The sequence below is a fragment of the Arthrobacter sp. AFG7.2 genome (assembly GCF_002892835.1).
Lineage (GTDB): Bacteria > Actinomycetota > Actinomycetes > Actinomycetales > Micrococcaceae > Arthrobacter.
This window is the reverse complement of the sequence record NZ_PJMB01000003.1, coordinates 1-19,979: the sequence shown is the minus strand read 5'-3', so window position 1 is coordinate 19,979 and position 19,979 is coordinate 1. Positions and strand designations below refer to the sequence as shown.

Below are 19,979 nucleotides of genomic sequence, written 5' to 3'. Positions count from 1 at the left end.
AAACCGACCGGTCCTAGCTGAATTCCGCTATCAGTTCGACCTCGACCGGAGAGTCGAGGGGCAGCACGGAGACGCCGACGGCGGAGCGTGCGTGCTGGCCGGCGTCGCCGAGGACACGTCCCAGCAGTTCGGACGCACCGTTGATGACACCGGGCTGCCCGGTGAAGGAGGGGTCGGATGAGACAAATCCCACAACTTTGACAATGCGGGTGATGCGGTCAAGGTCGCCGATGACGCTTTTGACGGCTGCAAGGGCGTTGACGGCACAAACGGCCGCGTAGCGCTGGGCGTCTTCCGGCGAGACGGTTGGCTCATCGGCGAAGCCTTCGGTCCCCGCGGACACCTTCCCTGTCGCCGGGAGTTTGCCGTTAATGAAGGGCAGCTGACCGGACGTGTACACGTGGCTGCCGGAGATCACGGCAGGTACGTATGCGGCCACCGGCGCGGCCACTTCCGGAAGGGTGAGCCCGAGATCTGCAAGGCGTTGCTCCACAGCGGAAACGGGGGCCGCGGCCGCGCCGGACTGGGCCTCTGCGGACATGCTCATGCTACTGCTTCTCCCTCTTGAGGTAGGCAACCAGGCCGTTTCCGTCCGGCCCGGGCACCACCTGAACCAGCTCCCAGCCGTCGTCTCCCCACTGGTCGAGAATCTGCTTTGTGGCGTGAATAATGAGCGGAATCGTCGCGTACTCCCATTTGGTCATGAGAGAAAGACTAGTCCTTGCCGGTAAAGTGGAAAACATGGCGACTCGTACGAACCCATTATTCGACACTGCCACCACCCTCGGAAAGATCCTAGTCTTCCTTGGCGTGAGTGCAATTTGCGGTGTCCTGGTAGCAGGGCTGCTGGTCCCCGCGGCAGCCGTCTCAGGCAGCGCAGCCAGCGGTTCGATCGAGTTCTTTGACACCCTCCCTGCCGAGCTCAAGGTAGACCCGCCCAACCAGACCACCAGGATCCTGGCTGCGGACGGCAGCGAGATCGCCAGCGTCTACACGGAGAACCGGACCAAGGTTGCCCTGGACCAGATTTCGCCCTTCATGAAGGAAGCCGTCATCGCGGTCGAGGACAGCCGCTTCTATGAGCACGGCGGTGTGGACACCACGGGCATCCTCCGTGCCCTGGTGAGCACCGCACGCGGCAACAGGCAGGGCGCTTCCACCGTTACCCAGCAGTATGTGAACAACGTCCTGAACTCCAACCTCGCCGCCGAGGGCCGGGACGAAGACATCAAATTGAATGGCGTCAACAAGGGCGTGGGTGACAAGCTCCGGGAGATGAAGCTCGCCATTGCCCTGGAGAAGGAATTCAGCAAGGAGCAGATCCTTGAGGGTTACCTGAACATCGTGTTCTTCAACCGTGACGCGTATGGCGTCGAGGCTGCCTCCAGGTTCTTCTTCAGCACCTCCGCCAAGGATCTCACGCTTCCGCAGGCCGCACTGCTGGCGGGATTGGTCAACAGCCCCTCTGCGTTCGATCCCATCAGCAACCCGGAGAGCTCCAAGCAGCGCCGGGACCTGGTGCTGACCCTGATGCGGGACCAGGGCAAAATCACTCAGGTTGATTACGAAGCTGCCGTCGCCACCCCCGTGGAGACCAAGGTCACCCCGGCGCGCCAGGGTTGCGCCTACGCATCCACCGCTCCGTACTTCTGTGACTACGTGCTGCACCTGCTGGAGAACAATCCTGCATACGGTGCGGACCTTGATGAGCGCAAGCGCCTCATCTACGGCGGCGGCCTGACCATCACCACCACCCTTGACCCGGCTGCCCAGGTCGCCGCCCAGGAGCAGGTCAACGCCTCCGCCGGGGCCAACCCGGACAAATGGGGCGCCGCCATGGTTTCCGTGCAGCCCAACTCCGGCAAAATCATCTCGATGGCCCAGAACACCTTATTCCTCCCCGCTGAAGGCGCCTTCGACTCCCAGGTGAACTTCAATGTGGACAAGCTGGACAAGGACGGCAACGACCTCAACGGCCTGGGCGGCGCGCAGCCCGGCTCCACCATGAAGCCGTTTACGTTCGCCCAGTGGCTTAACGAGGGCAAGGCCATGAACACTGTGGTGAATTCTGCCCAGCGCATCTATCCCCTGAGCTTTCCGTGGCGCCACACGTGCGGGAAGGTGACCGGCGGCTACAGCACGGCGCAAAAGAACCAGGGCCTGGGCACAGCTGATGACCTGCAGAATGCTGAGCCCCAGTGGTACCGGCCCTTGTCAGTTCTTGAAGGCCTCTACAACTCCATCAACACCGTCACCTTCGCTTCTGCCGCGCAGGTGGACTTCTGCGGCATTCAGAAAATAGTTGACGCCGTCGGCCTCCACAGCGGCCTGCCCTCCCTGGACGGCAGCGAGCCCAACCCGAAGATCGACATGTCCACTCTCAGCAACCTGCTGGGTTCCACCCAGACGTCGCCACTGACCATGGCCAGCGCCTTCGCGACGTTCGCCAATGACGGCAAGTACTGCGAGGCCATCGCCATCACAGCGGTGACTGACCAGACCGGTGCCACCCTGCCGGCACAGTCCAGCAATTGCCGCGACGCCATCAAGCCCGAGGTTGCCCGCGGCGTGAACTACGCCCTCCAGGAAGTCCTGAACCGCGGCTCCGGTGCACTGATCCAGCCCCGGATTTCCACCCGGACCGACTTCCCCATCGGTGCGAAGACCGGTACGTCCAACAACAACGAGTCCACCTGGGTTGTTGGCCACACCACCGGCCTGGCCACCGCCGCCTGGTTCGGTGACCCCTTGGGTGCCCAGGACCGTCCCGGCCAGAACATCACCGTCAACGGGAAGTTCTACAAGGGAATTGACGGTTACATGATCGCCGGTCCGATGTTCTCGAACTTCATGTCGCAGATCGCACCCGCCTACGGCACCGAGCCGTTCCCTGCCCCGCCCAGCAGCATGCTGAACGGCGGCGGCGGCAACACCCGCACCCCTGCAACGACGGCCCCGCGCGCACCCCAGGCACCGCAAGCCCCGCAGGCGCCTGCCCCGTCGGCCCCGGCCGCTCCGGCCGCCCCTCAGCCGGCCCCGGAACCGAGCAGCAACGGCAATGGGAACGGCAACAGCAACGGCAACGGGAACGGCTAGCCTGATGACATCCACCAGCACGTTGGCCAGCCGCGCCCGAACCATCGGACGCGGCTTTGCCGTCACCGCCGGAGCCGGAACCGCCGCCGGAATGGCTGCCTTCGGATATGGCCTGTGGGAAAAGGACCAGTTTGTCCTCCGCGAGGAATCCCTGGCTATCCTGCCTCCGGGACATGACCCGTTCCGCATCCTTCACCTGAGCGATATCCACTTTGTTTCCAGCCAGAAGAAGAAGGCGGCCTGGCTGCAGTCGCTGGCTGATCTCAGCCCCGACCTGGTGGTCAACACAGGCGACAACCTCAGCCAGGCCAAAGCGGTGGACCCCCTCCTGGCCGCCCTGCGCCCGCTGATGGAGTTCCCCGGGGTCTTTGTCCCGGGATCCAACGACTACTTCGCGCCGAGCCTGAAGAATCCCGCGTTGTACCTGCTCGGGCCGTCCAAGGTGAAGCCCAAGCCCAAGTTGCTTGACTGGCCGCGGCTGCGGTCCGGTTTCGGGATGGGTGGCTGGGTGGACCTGACCAACCGCCACCAGTCCCTGGTCCTGAAGGGCATCCGCTTTGACTTCTCGGGTGTGGACGATCCCCACTTGAAACGTGAAAGGTATGCCGGCTGGCCCCGCGGCACCGTGAACCAGGACGCTGCAGACCACCTCAAGGTGGCTGTTATCCATGCGCCCTACCAGCGGGTGCTCGACCATTTCACAGAGGACGGGGCGGACCTGCTGCTTGCAGGCCACACACACGGCGGGCAGCTCTGCATTCCGGGGTACGGCGCACTGGTGGCCAACTGCGACCTTCCCACCTGGCGCGCCAAGGGCCTTAACGACTGGACGAGCGACGGACGGACGACGCCGGTCAACGTTTCGGGCGGCATCGGCACCTCGCGTTTCGCCCCGGTGAGGATTGCCTGCAAGCCCGAGGCCGTGCTGCTCACCCTGACGTCGCCAAACTGACTGCAGCCCCGCGGTTCATTGCAGATCGCAATAACTGGGCAAGCTCTCTCCCGCGCCTGAATCCCTGTGAATCGGATCACGCCATGGCATAGGGTAGTTGCTACGGGAAACTACATTCGTTTTAGAGCTTGAGAAGCGGGCATGGCCAAGCAAACTTCATTTTTTCGATCGATCAGTCGTCTCTATCCTCATGTCCGGCCCATCATTCCACGGCTCCTGCTGGGACTGCTGTGCGCGCTGCTGGCCAGCGTTGTTGCCTTGGCCATCCCCCAGGTCCTGCGGGTACTGATCAATGAGTCCCTTAAACCCGGCGGCGCTACGGAAGCCATCTGGATGTCGGCAGGGGTCATCCTGGTCCTGGGCATTGCCGAGGCCGGGCTGGTAGCACTCCGCCGGCAGTTCGTCATCAACCCTGCCACCACAGTGGAAACCCGGATGCGCGTTTCCCTCTACGGCCACCTGCAGGACCTGACGGTTTCCTTCCATGACCGCTGGGGCTCCGGCCAACTCCTGTCCCGGGCCATGACGGACCTGAACTTCCTGCGCCGCTGGATGGCGTTCGGGGCCATCATGCTGGTGGTCACCACCCTCACCGTGATCATCGGCATTGCCGTGATGTTCGCGATGAGCTGGCAGCTTGCCCTGATATTCCTGGCCGCAGCCGTGCCCATCATGGCCTACAGCTTCCGGTTCCGCACCCGCTTCAGCAAGGTGGCCCGCCGCAGCCAGGACCAGGCGGGCGACCTGGCCACCACGGTAGAGGAATCGGTGCACGGAATCCGTGTCCTCAAGGCCTTCGGCCGCAGCCGTGAAGCGCTGGAGAATTTCGAAGAGCAAGCCGAAGAGCTGCGCCAAACGGAGATTGACAAGGCGCGCCACCAGGCCATGTTCACCATGGTGGTCACGCTGCTGCCGGAACTCGCCCTCGGCGCGGGCCTGGTGGCCGGCATCATGCTGTGCGCCAGCGGCCAACTGAGCATCGGCGCGCTGGTGGCGTTTTTTGCCACCGCAGCCGTTATTGCGTCGCCTGTCGAATTCTCCGGAATGCTGCTGGCCATGGCACTTACTGCCAAGACCGCCGTCGACCGCCACTACGAAGTGATGGATTCCGCCAACACCATCACCAGTCCCCCGGAACCGCGCCGGCCCCACCAGCTGGCGGGAGCCCTCCGCTTCGACAACGCCACCTTCGCCTTTGAGGACGCTCCGGACAAGCCGATCCTGAAGGACATCAACCTGGACGTCCGGCCCGGTGAAACCATGGCTCTGGTGGGGATCACCGGCAGCGGCAAGAGCGCATTGATCCAGCTGGTGCCCCGGCTGTACGACGTCACCGACGGTGCCATCAGTATTGACGGGGTGGACCTGCGGGACTTCGACGTGGAAGAGCTCCGACGCATCGTGGCCGTGGCCTTCGAGGACACCACCCTGTTCTCCAACTCCGTCCGCGACAACGTCCTGCTCGGCGCCCCGGTCCGCAACGAGGCCGTCCTGGAGGAAGCCCTGGACGTGGCCCAGGCGCACTTCGCGTACTCCCTGCCCGAGGGCCTGGATACCCTGATCGGGGAGGAAGGCCTTAGCCTGTCCGGCGGGCAACGCCAGCGGATCGCGCTGGCACGCGCAATTGCTGCCCGCCCCCGGGTGCTGGTGCTGGATGACCCCCTGTCCGCACTGGATGTCCACACCGAGGAACTCGTGGAGACGCGGCTCCGGGCCGTCCTGAAGGACACCACAACCCTGATCGTGGCCCACAGGCCCTCCACCGTGGCCCTCGCGGACCGGGTGGCGCTGCTTGAGGAAGGCAGGATCGCGGCGGTGGGAACTCACACCGAGCTGCTGGCCGGCAACGACCACTACCGGTACGTCATCGCCAGCCTGGACCAGGAACCCCGGGACCTGGACTCAGAGCTGTCGGATCTCAAGGTAGAAGCCGACATCCAGAAAGCGGAGGTCACGCGATGAGCACCGCATCCTTCGGCACCGCCAATGAGGACAACGCCCACCTCAGCAAGAGTGACAGCAGGGCGGTACGACGGCGGTCGCTGGCACTGCTGCGGTCGCTGATCCGGCCGGTGCGGCTCCGGTTCTGGCTGACCATCGCCATGGTGGTCCTCTCGCAGGCGGCACGCGTGGCCGGCCCTGTGCTGATTGCCTTCGGCATCGACCGCGCGCTGCCTGCCCTTCAGGCGGGAGATAACGGGCCCTTGGTGTTCACCGGGGTTGCCTACCTGCTGGCGGCCATCGCGACGGCGGGGCTCACGGCTTTGTACGTCACCTCCACCGCAAGGCTGAGCCAGGCAATGCTGCTGGATTTGCGGCTCCGGGTCTTCCGCCACACCCAACGGCTGAGCCTGGAGTTCCACGAAAAGTACACCTCGGGCCGCATCATTGCCCGCCAGACCTCGGACCTTGAGGCCCTCCGCGAGCTCCTGGACTCCGGCGTGAGCTCCCTGGCATCGGGCATGCTGTTCATGATTTTCACCGGCATCACAGTGTTTGCCCTGGACTGGCGGAGCGGACTGCTGGTGCTGGCAGCCGGCGTGCCCATGTACTTCCTGGCCCGCTGGTACCAGAAGCACTCGCAGATCGCTTTCCGCGAGTCCCGTGTTGTCTCCGCCCGGCTGATTGTCCACTTTGTGGAAACCATGACCGGCATCCGCGCCGTGAAGGCCTTCCGCAAGGAGCGCGAAAACGCGGACCGTTACGGAGAGCTCGCGGAAGACTACCGGCGGGTCACGGTCCGCTCCATCAACCTCAACGGCGTCTTCCAGCCGGGCCTGGTCCTGATCGGCAACGTCTGCGTGGCCGTGGTCCTCCTCTTCGGCGGGTTCCGGGTCCTCGGCGGCGACCTGGAAGTGGGCGTGCTGCTGGCGCTCATCCTCTCCACCAAGAGGTTCTTCCAGCCCGTGGACCAGATGGCCATGTTCTACAACTCCTTCCAGAGTGCCCAGGCGGCCCTCGAGAAGGTGTCCGGACTCCTGGAGGAGGTACCCACCGTCCGGCCGCCCAGGAACCCCGTCGCGCTGAAGAGCGCCAAGGGCACGGTCGACTTCAATGACGTGGAGTTCCGCTACGGTGACGGTCCGGTCATCGTCCCCACCCTGAACCTGCACATTCCCGCGGGCCAAACTGTTGCACTGGTGGGGCAGACCGGGGCCGGGAAGTCCACGCTGGCCAAGCTGATCGCCCGTTTCTACGACGTCTCCTCCGGTTCCCTCACGCTGGACGGCGTCGATCTCCGCAACCTGAGCACCACGGACCTGCGCCGGAACATCGTCATGGTCACCCAGGAGGCATTCCTGTTCAGCGGCTCGGTGGCGGACAACATCGCCCTGGGCCGTCCGGAAGCGTCCCGCCCGGAAATCGAGGAAGCGGGCAAAGCGGTCGGCGCCCACGAGTTCATCATGGAACTTCCGGAAGGGTACGACACCGATGTCAACAAGCGTGGCGGACGTGTCTCGTCCGGGCAGCGGCAGCTCATCAGCTTCGCCCGGGCCTTCCTGGCGCGGCCGGCCGTGCTGATCCTGGACGAGGCCACCTCCTCCCTGGACATCCCCTCCGAACGGCTGGTGCAGCAGGGCCTGGCCCGGCTCCTGGCAGGCACGGAGGCCGCCCGCAGGACCGCCCTGATCATCGCCCACCGCCTGTCCACCGTGGAGACCGCTGACAGGGTGCTGGTGGTGCACGACGGCAGGATCGTGGAGGACGGCAGCCCCGCAGACCTCATCGGCGGCGGCGGGCGCTTCGCGGACCTGCATGGAGCCTGGAAGGACTCACTGGTTTAGCCCGCAGGTCCGGGCGGGGATTTCGCATCAGGCCCCGGCATCGGCTATCCTTGTAAAGTTGCTTTTGCAGCGGATCGGGATGTAGCGCAGCTTGGTAGCGCGCTTCGTTCGGGACGAAGAGGTCGCAGGTTCAAATCCTGTCATCCCGACCATAACGAAAAGAGGGTCTCCACGCGGAGGCCCTCTTTTGTGTTTCCCGCAGCAGGTTGGCGCAGCCCCGCAGATGCCAAATCGTTATACGCCACAGTGCGCAGTTTAAAAGGAATGACCCCGGAGGTTGCGCTCCGGGGTCACTCCTCGCCTCCAAATGCTGAGGAAGCTGTTTACATCGGGTCAGGCCAGTTGCCAATGTAGGTGGTGTACGTGGTGTCCGCACCCTTGTCCTTGGTCTTCTTGGACATGGGGTCGGGCCAGTTACCTATGGCTACCGAAGTACCGGTGGATTCCGCGAGGGAACCGGCAGACAGGACAGCTGGAGCCGCAGCAGAAAAGGCAAGTGCGCCTGCCAGTGCGGCCGCGGTTGCGATCTTCTTCAACATATATAGGTTCCTCAATACGAGTCGGATTCGTTACAAAGCCAGCACTGTCCTTGTTGACATACATTGTAAAATGTTTTCCACAGGGACTGTCAAGCATTTTGTACGAAGACCGTCCGGAAAAGGAGGAAAACCCGTGGGCAACGGATTCGGGGAGAAGCTCCGTGCGGAGCGTCTCGAACGGGGGCTGACACAGGCAGAACTGGGAAAAGACCTGTATTCCCCCAGCTATATTTCGCTACTTGAGACCGGCCGCAGGGAACCCACTGCGGAGGTCATCGAGGAACTGGCGCGCAGGCTGGAACTGGCACCGAAGGCACTCGAGGCCTGGAGCCAGCCCATTACAGTCAGCGACGCCGAATACGTCCTTGCCGGACTCTACGCCCGCCAGGCGTGGGACCTAAGGGACTACCAACTGGCCGCCAGCCATGCTGCAACAGCCGCTCAGATTGCCTTGGACGGCAAGAACACGAGTGCCTGGTGGAACATGACCTATATGCAGGCCGAGTGCCTGATGAAGCAGGGCAACCTGAAGGAGTGCCAGCGCATCATCCAGCACCTGCTGGAACATCCCATGGCGACGGAGTCTGTCGGCCTCGGGGTCAGGGCCCGCCAAATGCTTGCGGCTGTGTGCCACGGACAGGGCCAGCTAAGCGTTGCGGTGGAACACGCGATGGAAGCTGTACGGCTTTCTGCACAGCTGCCCAAGAACTCCACGATCATCATTGGCGCCCACCGGGCCCTGATCGGGGCGTTGGCCGAAAGCGGCAGACTGGACGAAGCCTGGAAGTACTGCCAGGCCATGGTTGACCATGTTGACGAGCTGTCAATGTCCCAGCTTGCCGGGGAAGTGGCCTGGGTAGTCGGAAATGTTGCCTTTATGCGTCACGACTACACAGAGGGGGTCAAGCACCATGAACGTGCAGCCCGGTTGCTCTCCCCCGCCAATGACATCGAGCTGTGGGCCCGGTTTAACAAAGCCTCGGCGGCCGTTCGACTTTCGTCAGGAATTGTTGAGCCGGAAACACTGTCGTCGATCGAGCGGGCGGAGCTGGCATTCTCCATCGTCGGCGGAACCAAGAGTGATGAGCTCGAAGTCGCCTTCATCCGTGCCCGGTGGCTGTACCTGACCGGTGACATTGTTGCCGCCGTCGAAAAGCTCCGTGAAATTCATGCGGAGCGCACCAGCCTGGCGAAGCACACCGCCGGTGAAGTATCGCTGCTGCTGGGCAAGTCGCTCAAGGCTGCAGGTGAATCCGAGGAAGCCCTGGTGCACCTCGAGGAAGCCCAAAAGGCCTTCAGCGCAGCAGGAGCAGCTGACCGCGTCCAGCAGGCAATGGACGCCGTCCTGGAAATAAAGCTGGCCCAAAAGCGCGCCGCGGCCGCTTCAAAAGCCAGCTAGAGCAGTACACCATCCGCCGGGAGCGCTGGGGCTCCGTCAGGCGAAGGATTTCCCCGTAATTTTCTCGTAGGCCTCGACGTAGCGGCTGCGGGTACGGTCCACAACCTCGTTGGGCAGCGCCGGTGGCGGCGTATCCGAGGTTCTGTCCCAGCCTGATTCAGCAGACGTCAGCCAGTCCCGAACATACTGTTTGTCGTAGGACGGCTGCGCACGGCCCGGCTGGTACGTGGCGGCATCCCAGAAGCGCGAGGAATCCGGCGTCAGCACCTCATCCCCCAGGGTGATTGCACCCGCAACGGGGTCGTAGCCAAATTCGACCTTGGTGTCGGCCAGGATAATGCCCCGTTCGCGGGCAATTCCTTCGGCAGTGGCGTAGATCCTCAGCGTGAGGTCGCTCAGTCGTGCGGCAATGTCGTCACCAACCATCGCCACCACGGCGTCGTAGGTGATGTTCTCGTCATGCTCGCCCACCTCAGCCTTGGCCGACGGCGTGAAGATGGCGTGGTCCAGCCGCGATCCGTCCACCAGTCCCTCCGGCAGCGGGATGCTGCACACTGTTCCCGAGGCCCGGTATTCTTGCAGGCCGGAACCCGTGAGGTAGCCGCGGGCAATGCACTCCACCGGGAACATGTCCAGCTTCTTGCAGATCATGGCCCGGCCTTCCACCTCTGCGGGGACGCCGTCTTCCACCGTGGAGCCCAGGACATGGTGTTCCACCTCCAGCTGGTCGAACCACCACAGGCTCAGCTGGGTCAGGATCCGGCCCTTGTCCGGGATCTCGCTGGACAGGACATGGTCAAAGGCACTGATCCGGTCACTGGCCACCACCAGCACGCAGTCCTGGCCCACTCGCTGCAGGATGGCCTCGTCAGCCGGCTCGTAGAGGTCCCTTACTTTGCCGGAGTAGACGTGCGTCCAGCCGGGCAGGTCCAGGGTCTTGGTGCTGAAGCCGCGGGATGCGGGAACGTTGCTCATGCTAGGCCTTCGTCTTGGTCCCGTGGAGGGATGCGCTGGCAGTGGAGGGGACCTTGATTTCCCCGCGGGCGGCTTTGCCGCCAATGTCGGTGCGGAACTGGGAGCCTTCGAGCTGGACCAGCTCCACGCCGTCGTACGCTTTTTCCCGCGCGTCCACCAGGTCGGTGCCGAGCGCGACGACGGCGAGCACGCGCCCGCCGGCAGAAACCACTTTGCCTTCCTCGTCGAAGGCGGTGCCGGCGTGGATGACGTGGACGCCCTCGAGTTCCTCCACCTTCTTGAGCCCGCGGATGCGGTCCCCGGTCCGGGGAGCGTCAGGGTAGTTTTCGGATGCGACGACGACGGCGACGGCAGTTTCCTTCGCCCACCGCAACTCTTCCGCCTTGTCCAGTTCGCCCTTGGCCGCTGCCAGCAGGAGGGCACCGAGCGGGGTCTTGAGCCGTGCCAGCACGGCCTGGGTTTCGGGATCGCCGAAGCGGACATTGAATTCGATGACGCGGGTGCCGCGTGACGTGAGGGCCAGCCCCACGAACAGTACGCCCACAAACGGCGTGCCTCGCCTGGCCATCTCGTTGACGGTGGGTTGGGCGACGCGTTCAATGACTTCCTGGACGAGGCCTGGCGGTGCCCATTCCAGCGGCGTGTAAGCACCCATGCCGCCGGTGTTGGGACCTTCATCATTGTCATAAATGCGTTTGAAGTCCTGGGCCGGTGAAAGCGCTACGGTGTTGCGGCCGTCGCAGAGGACAAAGAGTGAAACCTCCGGACCGTCCAGGAACTCCTCGATCACCACGGAGCCGCCCGCATCGAAACAGGACCGGGCGTGGGCCAGGGCTTCCGCGCGGTCCTTGGTGACCACCACGCCCTTGCCGGCCGCGAGGCCGTCATCCTTGACCACGTAGGGTGCGCCGAAGGTATCCAGGGCTGACTCGGCTTCCTCAGTGCTGGCAGCCACCATGGCCATGGCCGTAGGGACCCCGGCCTCCGCCATGATTTCCTTGGCAAATGCCTTGGAAGCCTCAAGCTGGGCGGCGGCTTTGCCGGGGCCAAAGACGGGGATGCCGGCTTCGCGGACGGCGTCGGCCACGCCTGCTGCCAGCGGCGCCTCGGGGCCAACCACCACCAGGTCAACGGTGAGCTTGGCGGCCAGGGCGGCGACTGCGTCGGGATCGTTGGCATTGATCTTGTGGGTGGGGACCAGTTTGCTGATGCCGGCGTTGCCGGGAGCTGCGTGGACCTCGGACACGTTGGGGTCGGCGAGCAGGGAGCGGACAATGGCGTGTTCGCGGCCTCCGGGGCCGATGACGAGTACCTTCACAGTCTCCAAGGGTACTTTGTGCACCCTGCCCGCTCCTAAGCTGTGTCGGAGGCGGGACGTGCCGGCGTCCTGCAACAATCCGGGACTGCGCCCGCTCCGAATCCCCATCATGAAGAAGCTGAGGAACTTGATCCAGGGACCTACTGCAATGGCGGCGCTGGCAGGCGTAGTAGCGGCCGCCGTCGTCCTTGCCGTGGCCGAACTGCTCGGGGCCTTCTTCACCGCCCGCGCCACACCGTTGATTGCGCTGGGATCGACCTTCATCGACTTCACGCCGTCGTGGCTGAAGGACTTCGCCATCGCCACGTTCGGCACTAATGACAAGGTGGCGCTCTTCGTAGGCATGGGCGTGACCATTGCCGTGCTGGCGTGCGTCATGGGCGTCGTGGCCTACCGCAAATGGGCACTGGGTGTCCTGGGCGTCCTGTTCATGGGCGCCGTGATCGTGGCCAGCGTGGTGACCCGCGCCGGCGTCGGCGCCATCGATGCCGTCCCTTCCGTGGTGGGGACCTTCGCAGGCCTGCTGGCCCTGCGGTTCCTGATCAACAGGTTGCAGGGCCTTAAGGCGTGGCCGGAAGCACCGGCCGGTGACCCGGCCCGCCCCGCCACCAGCCGCCGCCGCTTTTTCGCCGCAGCCGGAATCACCGCTGCCGCCGCCGGCTTGGCCGCAACCGGTGGCCGCCTGCTGGGCGCCGCCCGCAGCAATATCCTCCAGGCCCGGGATGCCCTCCAACTGCCATCCCCGGCCAAGGCTGCGCCCGCTGTTCCCGCCGGTGTCCAGTCTCCGGTGCCGGGAGTGGCGCCGTGGGTGACACCCAACGACGATTTTTACCGCATCGACACCGCCCTCAGCGTGCCGGAGATCGATGTTGCGGACTGGGAGCTCCGCGTCCACGGAATGGTTGAGGAGGAAGTCCGGCTCACCTTCCAGGACCTGCTCGACGCCGACCTGATCGAGTCCCACGTGACGCTCACCTGTGTGTCCAACCCCGTGGGCGGAAACCTTGCCGGCAATGCCAAGTGGCTGGGCCTGCCCCTGCGCGAGGTGCTGAAGCGGGCAAAGCCAAAGGACGGCGCAGACATGGTGCTGTCCACCTCCGTTGACGGCTTCAGCGCCTCAACACCCCTTGAAGTGCTGCAGGATGACCGGGATGCAATGCTGGCGATCGGCATGAATGACGAGCCGCTCCCCCTGGAGCACGGCTACCCGGTGCGGATGGTGGTTCCGGGCCTGTACGGATTCGTCTCCGCCACCAAGTGGGTGGTGGATCTTGAGGTGACCCGGTTCGCTGACAGCACGGCGTACTGGACTGACCGAGGCTGGTCCGAGCGCGGGCCCATCAAGACGATGGCCCGCGTGGACGTTCCCAAGTCCTTCGCGAAGGTTCCCGCAGGGAAGGTTGCCGTGGGCGGGACCGCCTGGGCCCAGACGCGCGGCATCACGAAAGTGGAGATCCAGGTGGACAACGAGGACTGGGTTGAGGCTGAACTTTCCACCGAGGCGTCACTGGTCACCTGGCGGCAGTGGTCCTACCAGTGGGACGCTGCTCCCGGTCCGCACTACATCAAGGTCCGGGCCACAGACGGCTCGGGAGAGGTGCAAACGGACCAGCGCGCGGATCCCGTTCCTGACGGCGCATCCGGATGGCAGTCCGTGATGGTCACCGTGGAATAACACGGCTTTAGGAGGGGCGGCGCCTAGACTGGCAGCATGCCCCACAACCCCCATGCCACCTTTACCGTGGACTCCGCCGTGGAACTGGCCGTTGTTGAACGCAGTGGTTTTGTTGAATCCAGGCACATCGGGTCGGCCGTCCTCCTGGCAGCGGACGGGTCGGTGGTTACCGAGCTGGGCGACATCAACACCCCCGTCCTCGCCAGGTCGGCCCTGAAGCCGTTCCAGGCCCTGGCGTCCATGCAGTCCGGCGTCCCGCTCCGGGGAGCCCAAGTGGCCATTGCCTGCGGAAGCCACACCGGTTCCCTGGACCACATGGATGTGGTGGCCGGGATGCTCAAGGCTGCGGGAGTCCGTGAAGACCAGCTCCAGTGTCCGGAGGCCTGGCCCCAGGACGAGACCGCCCGCAACTGGCTGGTCCGTTCGGAACGGGGGAAGTCCAGGCTGGCGTTCAATTGCTCGGGCAAGCATGCAGCCTTCCTCTGGGCCTGCACGGAGAACGGCTGGGACACCCACAGCTACCTTGAACCCAACCACCCGCTCCAGCAGCGCGTGCGTACGGTCATCGAGGAATACACGGGCGAGAAGATTGCCCATCTTGGGATTGATGGATGCGGTGCGCCCGTAGCCGCGGTGTCCCTCAAGGGACTTGCCCGGGGGTATTCACACCTTGCCAAGGCACCGGGCGACCAGAGCTTCAGCGCGCGTGCCGCCACCATCGCCACTTCCATGCTGGACTACCCTTGGGCTGTCCAGGGCATCGGCGAGGCCAACACCCTGGTCATGGATGAGCTGGAGATTATCGCCAAGATCGGGGCGGAAGGCGTGCTGGCCATGGCCACCGCCCAGGGTGTCTCCGTGGCCGTGAAGATCCTGGACGGGAACGTACGTGCCACCTCCCTGGTGGCCTTGACCCTCCTGGCAGCAGCCGGTGCGGTGGACATCCCCGGGGTTGCCAGCGTTTTGGAGCGGGTGGTTGACCCTGTGCTCGGCGGCGGACGCCCCGTGGGACAGATCCGGCTCGGTCCTGCGGTCTCGGCGCTTTTGGACTAGTCCTGCGGAGCGGTTGGCTCAGACGTGCTGGTCGACGATGATCGGGTTGCCGTCGGGGTCAACAACAATGAAGCTGGCCGGGCCCGTGCTTCCTTCCTCCGCTTCGGCGAGGAAGGGGACGCCCTGGCTCTTGAGTTCCTGCTGGATGCCACGGACATCCGTGAAGGACTGCAGCGGCTGGGCGCTCTGGTCCCAGCCGGGATTGAATGTCAGGGCGTTCCGCTCAAGCATTCCCTGGAAGAGCCCCACCACAGCCCCGCCGTTTTTCAGGATCAGCCAGTTCTGCGCGATGTCACCGGCGAAACGCGTGAACCCGAGCTTTTCATAAAAAGCCGCAGATACCGCAATGTCCTTGACGTTGAGGCTGACAGAAAAAGCGCCGAGTTGCACGGTAGCTCCCTTGGTGTGGGCGGGGTGCTACCGATAGTACTCCCGTGCCCGATTCCTTCCCGGCCAATGTCCGCGGTACTCTGATGGCCTTTGCCGCTGCATCCCTACGAAAGAGGCCCGGACCATGGCTGTAGCCCGTCGCCGCATCGACCCGCAGGAAGGCGCCGCAGCGGTGGAAGCCTGGCGGAAAGCTGCCGGGCCGCCGTCGGCCGATCCTGTTCCCCGGCCAATTCTGGCCACTGCCGTTCGTTACTCTCTCGAGGAAGTAACGGCGCGGGCACCGGGGAATTCGGTGGAGGTGCGGGTGCCGCCGTTCGGCGTGACGCAGTGCGTGGAAGGTCCCCGGCATACACGCGGGACGCCGCCCAACGTCATTGAGTGCGACGCCGCCACCTGGCTTGCGATGGTGACCGGAGAGCTGAGCTGGGCAGAGGCTGTTGCCGCCCACCGCGTTGCAGCGTCCGGCCTCCGGGCGGACCTCTCGGCCCTGCTCCCGCTTTAAGCCTGGCAAAAACGCCCGGCGGGGTCAGCCGCGGCCGATGAAGGGCATGCCCGCCGCGGTAATGACCACCGAGCCGACACTGGCCGTCGGCGGCATGGTGGCCATCATCAGGACGGCGCGGGCGGCATCCTCCACAGGAAAAGTTGGTTCCACGCGTCGGCTGCCGTCAGCCTGGAGGGCGCCCTCGCCAACGCCGATGGTGTCCATGATGTCTGTGGCCGTGTTGCCGATGTCGATCTGCCCGCAGGTGATTCCGAAGGCCCGCCCGTCCAGCTCAATGCTTTTCGTCAGGCCGGTCATCGCATGCTTGGTGACCGTATAAGCCACCGTCCGGGGCCGGGGCGAGTGGGCGGAGATTGAGCCGTTGTTAATGATCCGCCCGCCCTGCGGTTCCTGCGCCTTCATGGCACGGACAGCGGCCGCGGCGCACAGCATGGAACCTGTCAGGTTTACCGCAATGGTGGCGTCCCAGTCCGCCAGGGAGATTTCGTCCACGCCGGCAGCCGGACCGAACACCCCGGCGTTGTTGAACAGGACATCCACCCGGCCCCAGCGCTGCCGTGCGGCCTCGAAAAGGCGTTCGACGTCGTCGGGCCGGGTGACATCGCACGTCACCACCAGCGCTTCGGGGTGGTTGTCCCCCGTCTCCTTCAGCTGCACTTCCCTTCGGCCCGCCAGCACGACGCGGTAGCCCTCGGCAAGCATCTGCCGGGTCACCTCCCGCCCGATGCCGGAACCTGCTCCGGTTACGACGGCGACGCGCGGGGCGGAAGAGGGGTTGTTCACGCTGTTCTCCTGGGGAGGTGGGGGGCTAAAGCGGTGCCGGGACACCGGTACTGTTCAGCGGCCAGCCTATGACGGTCTTGGGCCGCGGCGCAGCGTAGGTGCGTACCTTGGAAGTGGACAGGCGCATGCGCACCAGGGATTCGGCAATGGCCACGGCGGAGGCGACACCGTCCACTACGGGCACGCCCGCACGCTGGCGGATCTGCTCGTCGAGGCCCGCCATGCCGCCACAGCCGAGGACGATGACCTCGGCCTTGTCCTGCGTGACCGCCAGCATTGCCTGATTGATGATGGCTTCCACCGCGCGCTCCGGTTCCTCCTCAAGTTCCAGGACAGCCATGCCGCTGGCCCGGACGGAGGCGCACCGGGCATCTAGGCCGGCGAGCTTGAGCCGGTCCTCGATCAGCGGCACGGTCCGGTCCAAAGTGGTGACCACGGAGTACTTGTGGCCCAGGAACATGGCGGTGCTGGCGGCGGCCTCGGTGATGTCCACCACCGGAACGTCCAGGAGCTCCTGCAGGCCTTCACGTCCATGCTCGCCGTACCCTGCCTGCACGACGGCGTCGAACGGCTCCGGGTAGGACGTGACGGCGTCCATCACGGCGATTGCCGCCAGGTAGCTTTCGAAGTTCCCTTCACAGGAATCAGCGCCGAACCGGGGCGTTATTCCGACGATCTCCGTCCCGGGGGCCGCGATGCTGCGTGCCGAAGCAGCGATGGAGTCCGTCATGGACCGGGTGGTGTTCACATTGGCTACGAGAATGCGCATCAGGGGCTCCTTAGTGGGTGCTGGCGACGGCAATGGTCTCGCCGTCACGGTCTTCGAGCCGCTGGTGGCGGTCTGCGATGAAGAAATACACCACGGCTGCGATGCCGGCGGCGAAGAACCAGGCGAACGGTGCCGCTGCGGCCAGTGCCGGGACGAAGGCGATAAGGAGCGCCAATACGGCGGCCGGCACCATGGCGATGATGGCCCTGGGGTTGACGCCGTTCTTGTAGTAATAGGTTCCGGCAAGGGATGCGGTATACAACTCAGGGACGTTGACCCTGCCGCGCCGGATCAGCCAGTAGTCAGCCATCACCACACCGAACAGCGGGCCGAGCAGGGCACCGAGGCCACCCAGGAAGTACACGATCACCAAGGGGTTGTTGTAGAGGTTCCAGGGCAGGATGACCAGGCCGATGACGGCACTGACGATGGCTGCCTTGCGGAAGTTCAGGTGCTTGGGAAACAGGTTGGTCAAGGCGTAGACCGGTGCTACGAAGTTGGCCATCAGGTTCACCGCGATGGTCAGGATCAGCAGGGCAAGGCAGGCCAGCACCAGGAACAGGGTGTTGGGGATGGTCTGGACGATGTCTGAGGGGCTTTCGATGATGGTGCCGTTGATCTTGAACTGCCCGCCTGCCATGACGACGACGATGGCTCCGAAGACGAGCATGTTGATGGGGATGCCCCAGAAGTTTCCGCGTACCACGGCCTTCTTTGAGACGGCGGAACGGGTGAAGTCGCAGAAGTTCAGGACGAAGGTGCCATAGATGGAGACCCACAGTGAGCCGCCGGCGAAGATGGTGAGCCACATCTGCGGCCCCTCGAGGGCATTGTCCGAGGACCAGGCGATGGCGCCGCCGGCCTCGATGAAGATCCAGACAGCAATGGCAGCCATGGTGACGAGGATGATCGGGCCTGCGAAGGCCTCGTACTTGCGGATCATCTCCATGCCGAAGCTCACGATGACCAGCTGCACGATCCACAGGATGACGAAGGCGATCCAGCCGAGCGTGGACAGCCCGAGAAGGGAGTCCTTGTCCAGCTCCGCAAGGGTTGGGAACATTGCCACAAGCATCACGCGGAAGACCACGGAGGCGAGGTAGGTCTGGATGCCGAACCAGGCGACGGCGACGGCGCCACGGAGCAGGCTGGCGATCTGGGCGCCACGGATGCCGAAGCTGATCCGGCTCATGACGGGGAAGGGAACGCCGGTCTTGACGCCCATGAATCCGGACAGGTTCAGGAGCCCAAAGAGCAGCGCTGCTCCGATGCCCAGGGCCAGCAGGATCTGCCAGCCGCCGAGTCCCAGGGCGAACAGTCCGATAGCGAACGCATAGTTGCCGAGGCTGTGCACGTCGTTGGCCCAGAGGGTGAAGATACTGTAGCCGGACCACTTGCGTCCGGCACGCTTGGTAGGGGCAAGGTCCATGTTGTAAAGGGTGGGACTGATGGCTTGGCCTGATGCTGCGCTGGCTGATTCACAAAGAGCTTCGACGCTTGTGGCGGAGTGGGCTGAAGGGTCTGACGGCGCTGTCAGGTCAGGAGCCTTTTCGACGCCGACCGGTGGAGGGGTCTGCATAGGGATCTCCGGTTTCTGGATGAATATTTCGGTGGTGGATTCCGGGCCTTATTGGGCCACATGCAATTCCACATTGCGAAAAGTAGTTACTGAATAGTGGAATAAGAGTATGACCTGGATCACCCGTGGTCAAGGAGCATCGCGGGCTGAAGCAGTCACAAACGGTCGGCAGGCCCTACACGATCCCGATACTGGCGTCAGCGGGTCTTGTGGTTGACCCGCTTGCCAGAGCTGGCTAATCTCGTCTGGCAAGAATGTTTTCTCGTTATGCGAAAACATGAGCCGAGCATTCAAAGACGAAAAGAGGCTGCCGTGGCTGCAGGAGAAGATACCTCCCATATCCTCAGCGGGTTGACTAACCAGCTGCCTGATCGTGATCCGGAAGAGACTGTCGAGTGGGTTGAGTCCCTGGATTCGTTGATCAGGGAACAGGGCACTGAGCGTGCCCGATTCATCATGCGGAGCCTGCTGCAGCGTGCGGGCGCGCAGAGCGTCGGGGTGCCGATGGTGACCACTACCGATTACGTGAACACGATCCCGGTGGACCAGGAAGCACAGTTCCCGGGCAACGAGGAGTACGAGCGCCGCTACCGTGCCTACATGCGGTGGAACGCCGCGGTGCTGGTCCACCGGGCCCAGCGCGCTGAGATCGCGGTGGGCGGGCACATCTCCACCTACGCCGGGGCTGCGACCCTGTACGAGGTCGGGTTCAACCACTTCTTCCGCGGCAAGGACCACCCCGGCGGCGGGGACCAGGTCTTCTTCCAGGGCCACGCCTCCCCCGGCATGTACGCCAGGGCGTTTATGGAAGGCCGGCTTTCCGAGGAGGACCTGGACGGGTTCCGGCAGGAAAAGTCCAAGCAGGGCCACGCCCTGTCCTCCTACCCGCACCCGCGCCTGATGCCCCAGTTCTGGGAATTCCCCACCGTGTCCATGGGCATCGGGCCGATGAACGCGATCTACCAGGCCCAGTCCAACCGGTACCTGCACAACCGCGGCCTGAAAGACACCTCCGACCAGCAGGTCTGGGCGTTCCTCGGCGACGGCGAAATGGACGAGCCCGAGTCCCGCGGCCTGCTCCAGCTCGCCGCGAACGAGAACCTGGACAACCTGAACTTCGTGATCAACTGCAACCTCCAGCGCCTGGACGGAGGTGTCTTT

General features: G+C 64.3%; 17 protein-coding genes, 1 tRNA gene and 1 pseudogene. 10 read left to right on the top strand and 9 right to left on the bottom strand.

Annotation, left to right across the window (positions count from 1 at the left end):
- Nucleotides 1-13: 13 nt before the first annotated feature.
- Together CXX84_RS06590 and CXX84_RS06585 are read right to left on the bottom strand one after the other, a co-directional pair.
- Nucleotides 14-547, bottom strand: coding sequence for a RidA family protein (locus CXX84_RS06590; RefSeq protein ID WP_102975914.1), 534 nt, complete (start codon nucleotides 545-547; stop codon nucleotides 14-16).
- Nucleotide 548: 1 nt separating this feature from the next.
- Nucleotides 549-704, bottom strand: coding sequence for a DUF4177 domain-containing protein (locus CXX84_RS06585; protein ID WP_003797879.1), 156 nt, complete (start codon nucleotides 702-704; stop codon nucleotides 549-551).
- 37 nt (nucleotides 705-741) lie between these two features.
- Here CXX84_RS06585 and CXX84_RS06580 point away from each other — a divergent pair, with 37 nt between their 5' ends.
- The 5 genes from CXX84_RS06580 (at nucleotide 742) to CXX84_RS06560 (ending at nucleotide 7,985) form a co-directional block, all read left to right on the top strand.
- A complete protein-coding gene (locus CXX84_RS06580) occupies nucleotides 742-3,096 on the top strand; it encodes a transglycosylase domain-containing protein (protein WP_102976236.1) in 2,355 nt (784 codons plus the stop codon).
- A gap of 4 nt (nucleotides 3,097-3,100) precedes the next feature.
- Nucleotides 3,101-4,048 (top strand): metallophosphoesterase, encoded by a 948-nt coding sequence (locus tag CXX84_RS06575; protein ID WP_102975913.1) that lies wholly within the window; start codon nucleotides 3,101-3,103, stop codon nucleotides 4,046-4,048.
- Between the two features lie 141 nt (nucleotides 4,049-4,189).
- Entirely contained in the window at nucleotides 4,190-6,010 is a 1,821-nt protein-coding gene (locus CXX84_RS06570) for an ABC transporter ATP-binding protein (protein ID WP_102975912.1), read from the top strand.
- Nucleotides 6,007-7,833, top strand: a complete 1,827-nt coding sequence (locus CXX84_RS06565) for an ABC transporter ATP-binding protein (RefSeq protein WP_102975911.1) — start codon at nucleotides 6,007-6,009, stop codon at nucleotides 7,831-7,833. Before CXX84_RS06570 ends, CXX84_RS06565 begins: the two co-directional genes overlap by 4 nt.
- A gap of 75 nt (nucleotides 7,834-7,908) precedes the next feature.
- Nucleotides 7,909-7,985, top strand: a tRNA-Pro gene (locus CXX84_RS06560).
- A 171-nt stretch (nucleotides 7,986-8,156) separates the two neighbouring features.
- Here the strand turns inward: CXX84_RS06560 and CXX84_RS06555 are convergent.
- Entirely contained in the window at nucleotides 8,157-8,372 is a 216-nt protein-coding gene (locus tag CXX84_RS06555; protein WP_102975910.1) for a hypothetical protein, read from the bottom strand.
- A gap of 133 nt (nucleotides 8,373-8,505) precedes the next feature.
- On the opposite strand from CXX84_RS06555, the gene CXX84_RS06550 reads away from it, so the two are divergent.
- A complete protein-coding gene (locus tag CXX84_RS06550; protein ID WP_102975909.1) occupies nucleotides 8,506-9,771 on the top strand; it encodes a helix-turn-helix domain-containing protein in 1,266 nt (421 codons plus the stop codon).
- A gap of 36 nt (nucleotides 9,772-9,807) precedes the next feature.
- On the opposite strand, the gene CXX84_RS06545 is transcribed toward CXX84_RS06550, so the two are convergent.
- Both CXX84_RS06545 and purD read right to left on the bottom strand, forming a co-directional pair.
- Nucleotides 9,808-10,746, bottom strand: coding sequence for a phosphoribosylaminoimidazolesuccinocarboxamide synthase (locus tag CXX84_RS06545; protein ID WP_102975908.1), 939 nt, complete (start codon nucleotides 10,744-10,746; stop codon nucleotides 9,808-9,810).
- Nucleotide 10,747: 1 nt separating this feature from the next.
- Nucleotides 10,748-12,064 (bottom strand): phosphoribosylamine--glycine ligase, encoded by a 1,317-nt coding sequence (gene purD / locus CXX84_RS06540; RefSeq protein WP_102976235.1) that lies wholly within the window; start codon nucleotides 12,062-12,064, stop codon nucleotides 10,748-10,750.
- A gap of 109 nt (nucleotides 12,065-12,173) precedes the next feature.
- Here purD and CXX84_RS06535 point away from each other — a divergent pair, with 109 nt between their 5' ends.
- Nucleotides 12,174-13,739, top strand: a complete 1,566-nt coding sequence (locus CXX84_RS06535; protein WP_189337519.1) for a molybdopterin-dependent oxidoreductase — start codon at nucleotides 12,174-12,176, stop codon at nucleotides 13,737-13,739.
- Nucleotides 13,740-13,775: 36 nt separating this feature from the next.
- Entirely contained in the window at nucleotides 13,776-14,792 is a 1,017-nt protein-coding gene (locus CXX84_RS06530) for an asparaginase (RefSeq protein WP_102975906.1), read from the top strand.
- Nucleotides 14,793-14,810: 18 nt separating this feature from the next.
- Here CXX84_RS06530 and CXX84_RS06525 read toward each other — a convergent pair whose 3' ends face one another.
- A complete protein-coding gene (locus CXX84_RS06525; RefSeq protein WP_102975905.1) occupies nucleotides 14,811-15,182 on the bottom strand; it encodes a VOC family protein in 372 nt (123 codons plus the stop codon).
- A 124-nt stretch (nucleotides 15,183-15,306) separates the two neighbouring features.
- Here CXX84_RS06525 and CXX84_RS06520 point away from each other — a divergent pair, with 124 nt between their 5' ends.
- A complete protein-coding gene (locus CXX84_RS06520; RefSeq protein WP_102975904.1) occupies nucleotides 15,307-15,684 on the top strand; it encodes a sterol carrier family protein in 378 nt (125 codons plus the stop codon).
- A 24-nt stretch (nucleotides 15,685-15,708) separates the two neighbouring features.
- Here CXX84_RS06520 and CXX84_RS06515 read toward each other — a convergent pair whose 3' ends face one another.
- From CXX84_RS06515 to CXX84_RS06505, 3 genes are read right to left on the bottom strand one after another with little or no spacing between them, the layout of a single operon-like run.
- Nucleotides 15,709-16,470, bottom strand: a complete 762-nt coding sequence (locus tag CXX84_RS06515) for an SDR family oxidoreductase (protein ID WP_102975903.1) — start codon at nucleotides 16,468-16,470, stop codon at nucleotides 15,709-15,711.
- A gap of 25 nt (nucleotides 16,471-16,495) precedes the next feature.
- Nucleotides 16,496-17,239 carry an aspartate/glutamate racemase family protein gene (locus tag CXX84_RS06510; protein ID WP_102975902.1) on the bottom strand — a complete coding sequence of 248 codons (744 nt, stop codon included), beginning with the start codon at nucleotides 17,237-17,239 and terminating at the stop codon, nucleotides 16,496-16,498.
- Nucleotides 17,240-17,249: 10 nt separating this feature from the next.
- Nucleotides 17,250-18,818 (bottom strand): NCS1 family nucleobase:cation symporter-1, encoded by a 1,569-nt coding sequence (locus CXX84_RS06505; protein ID WP_102975901.1) that lies wholly within the window; start codon nucleotides 18,816-18,818, stop codon nucleotides 17,250-17,252.
- Between the two features lie 312 nt (nucleotides 18,819-19,130).
- Between CXX84_RS06505 and CXX84_RS06500 the strand changes: the two are divergent.
- Nucleotides 19,131-19,979: pseudogene (locus CXX84_RS06500) on the top strand (pyruvate dehydrogenase (acetyl-transferring), homodimeric type); the annotation flags it as partial.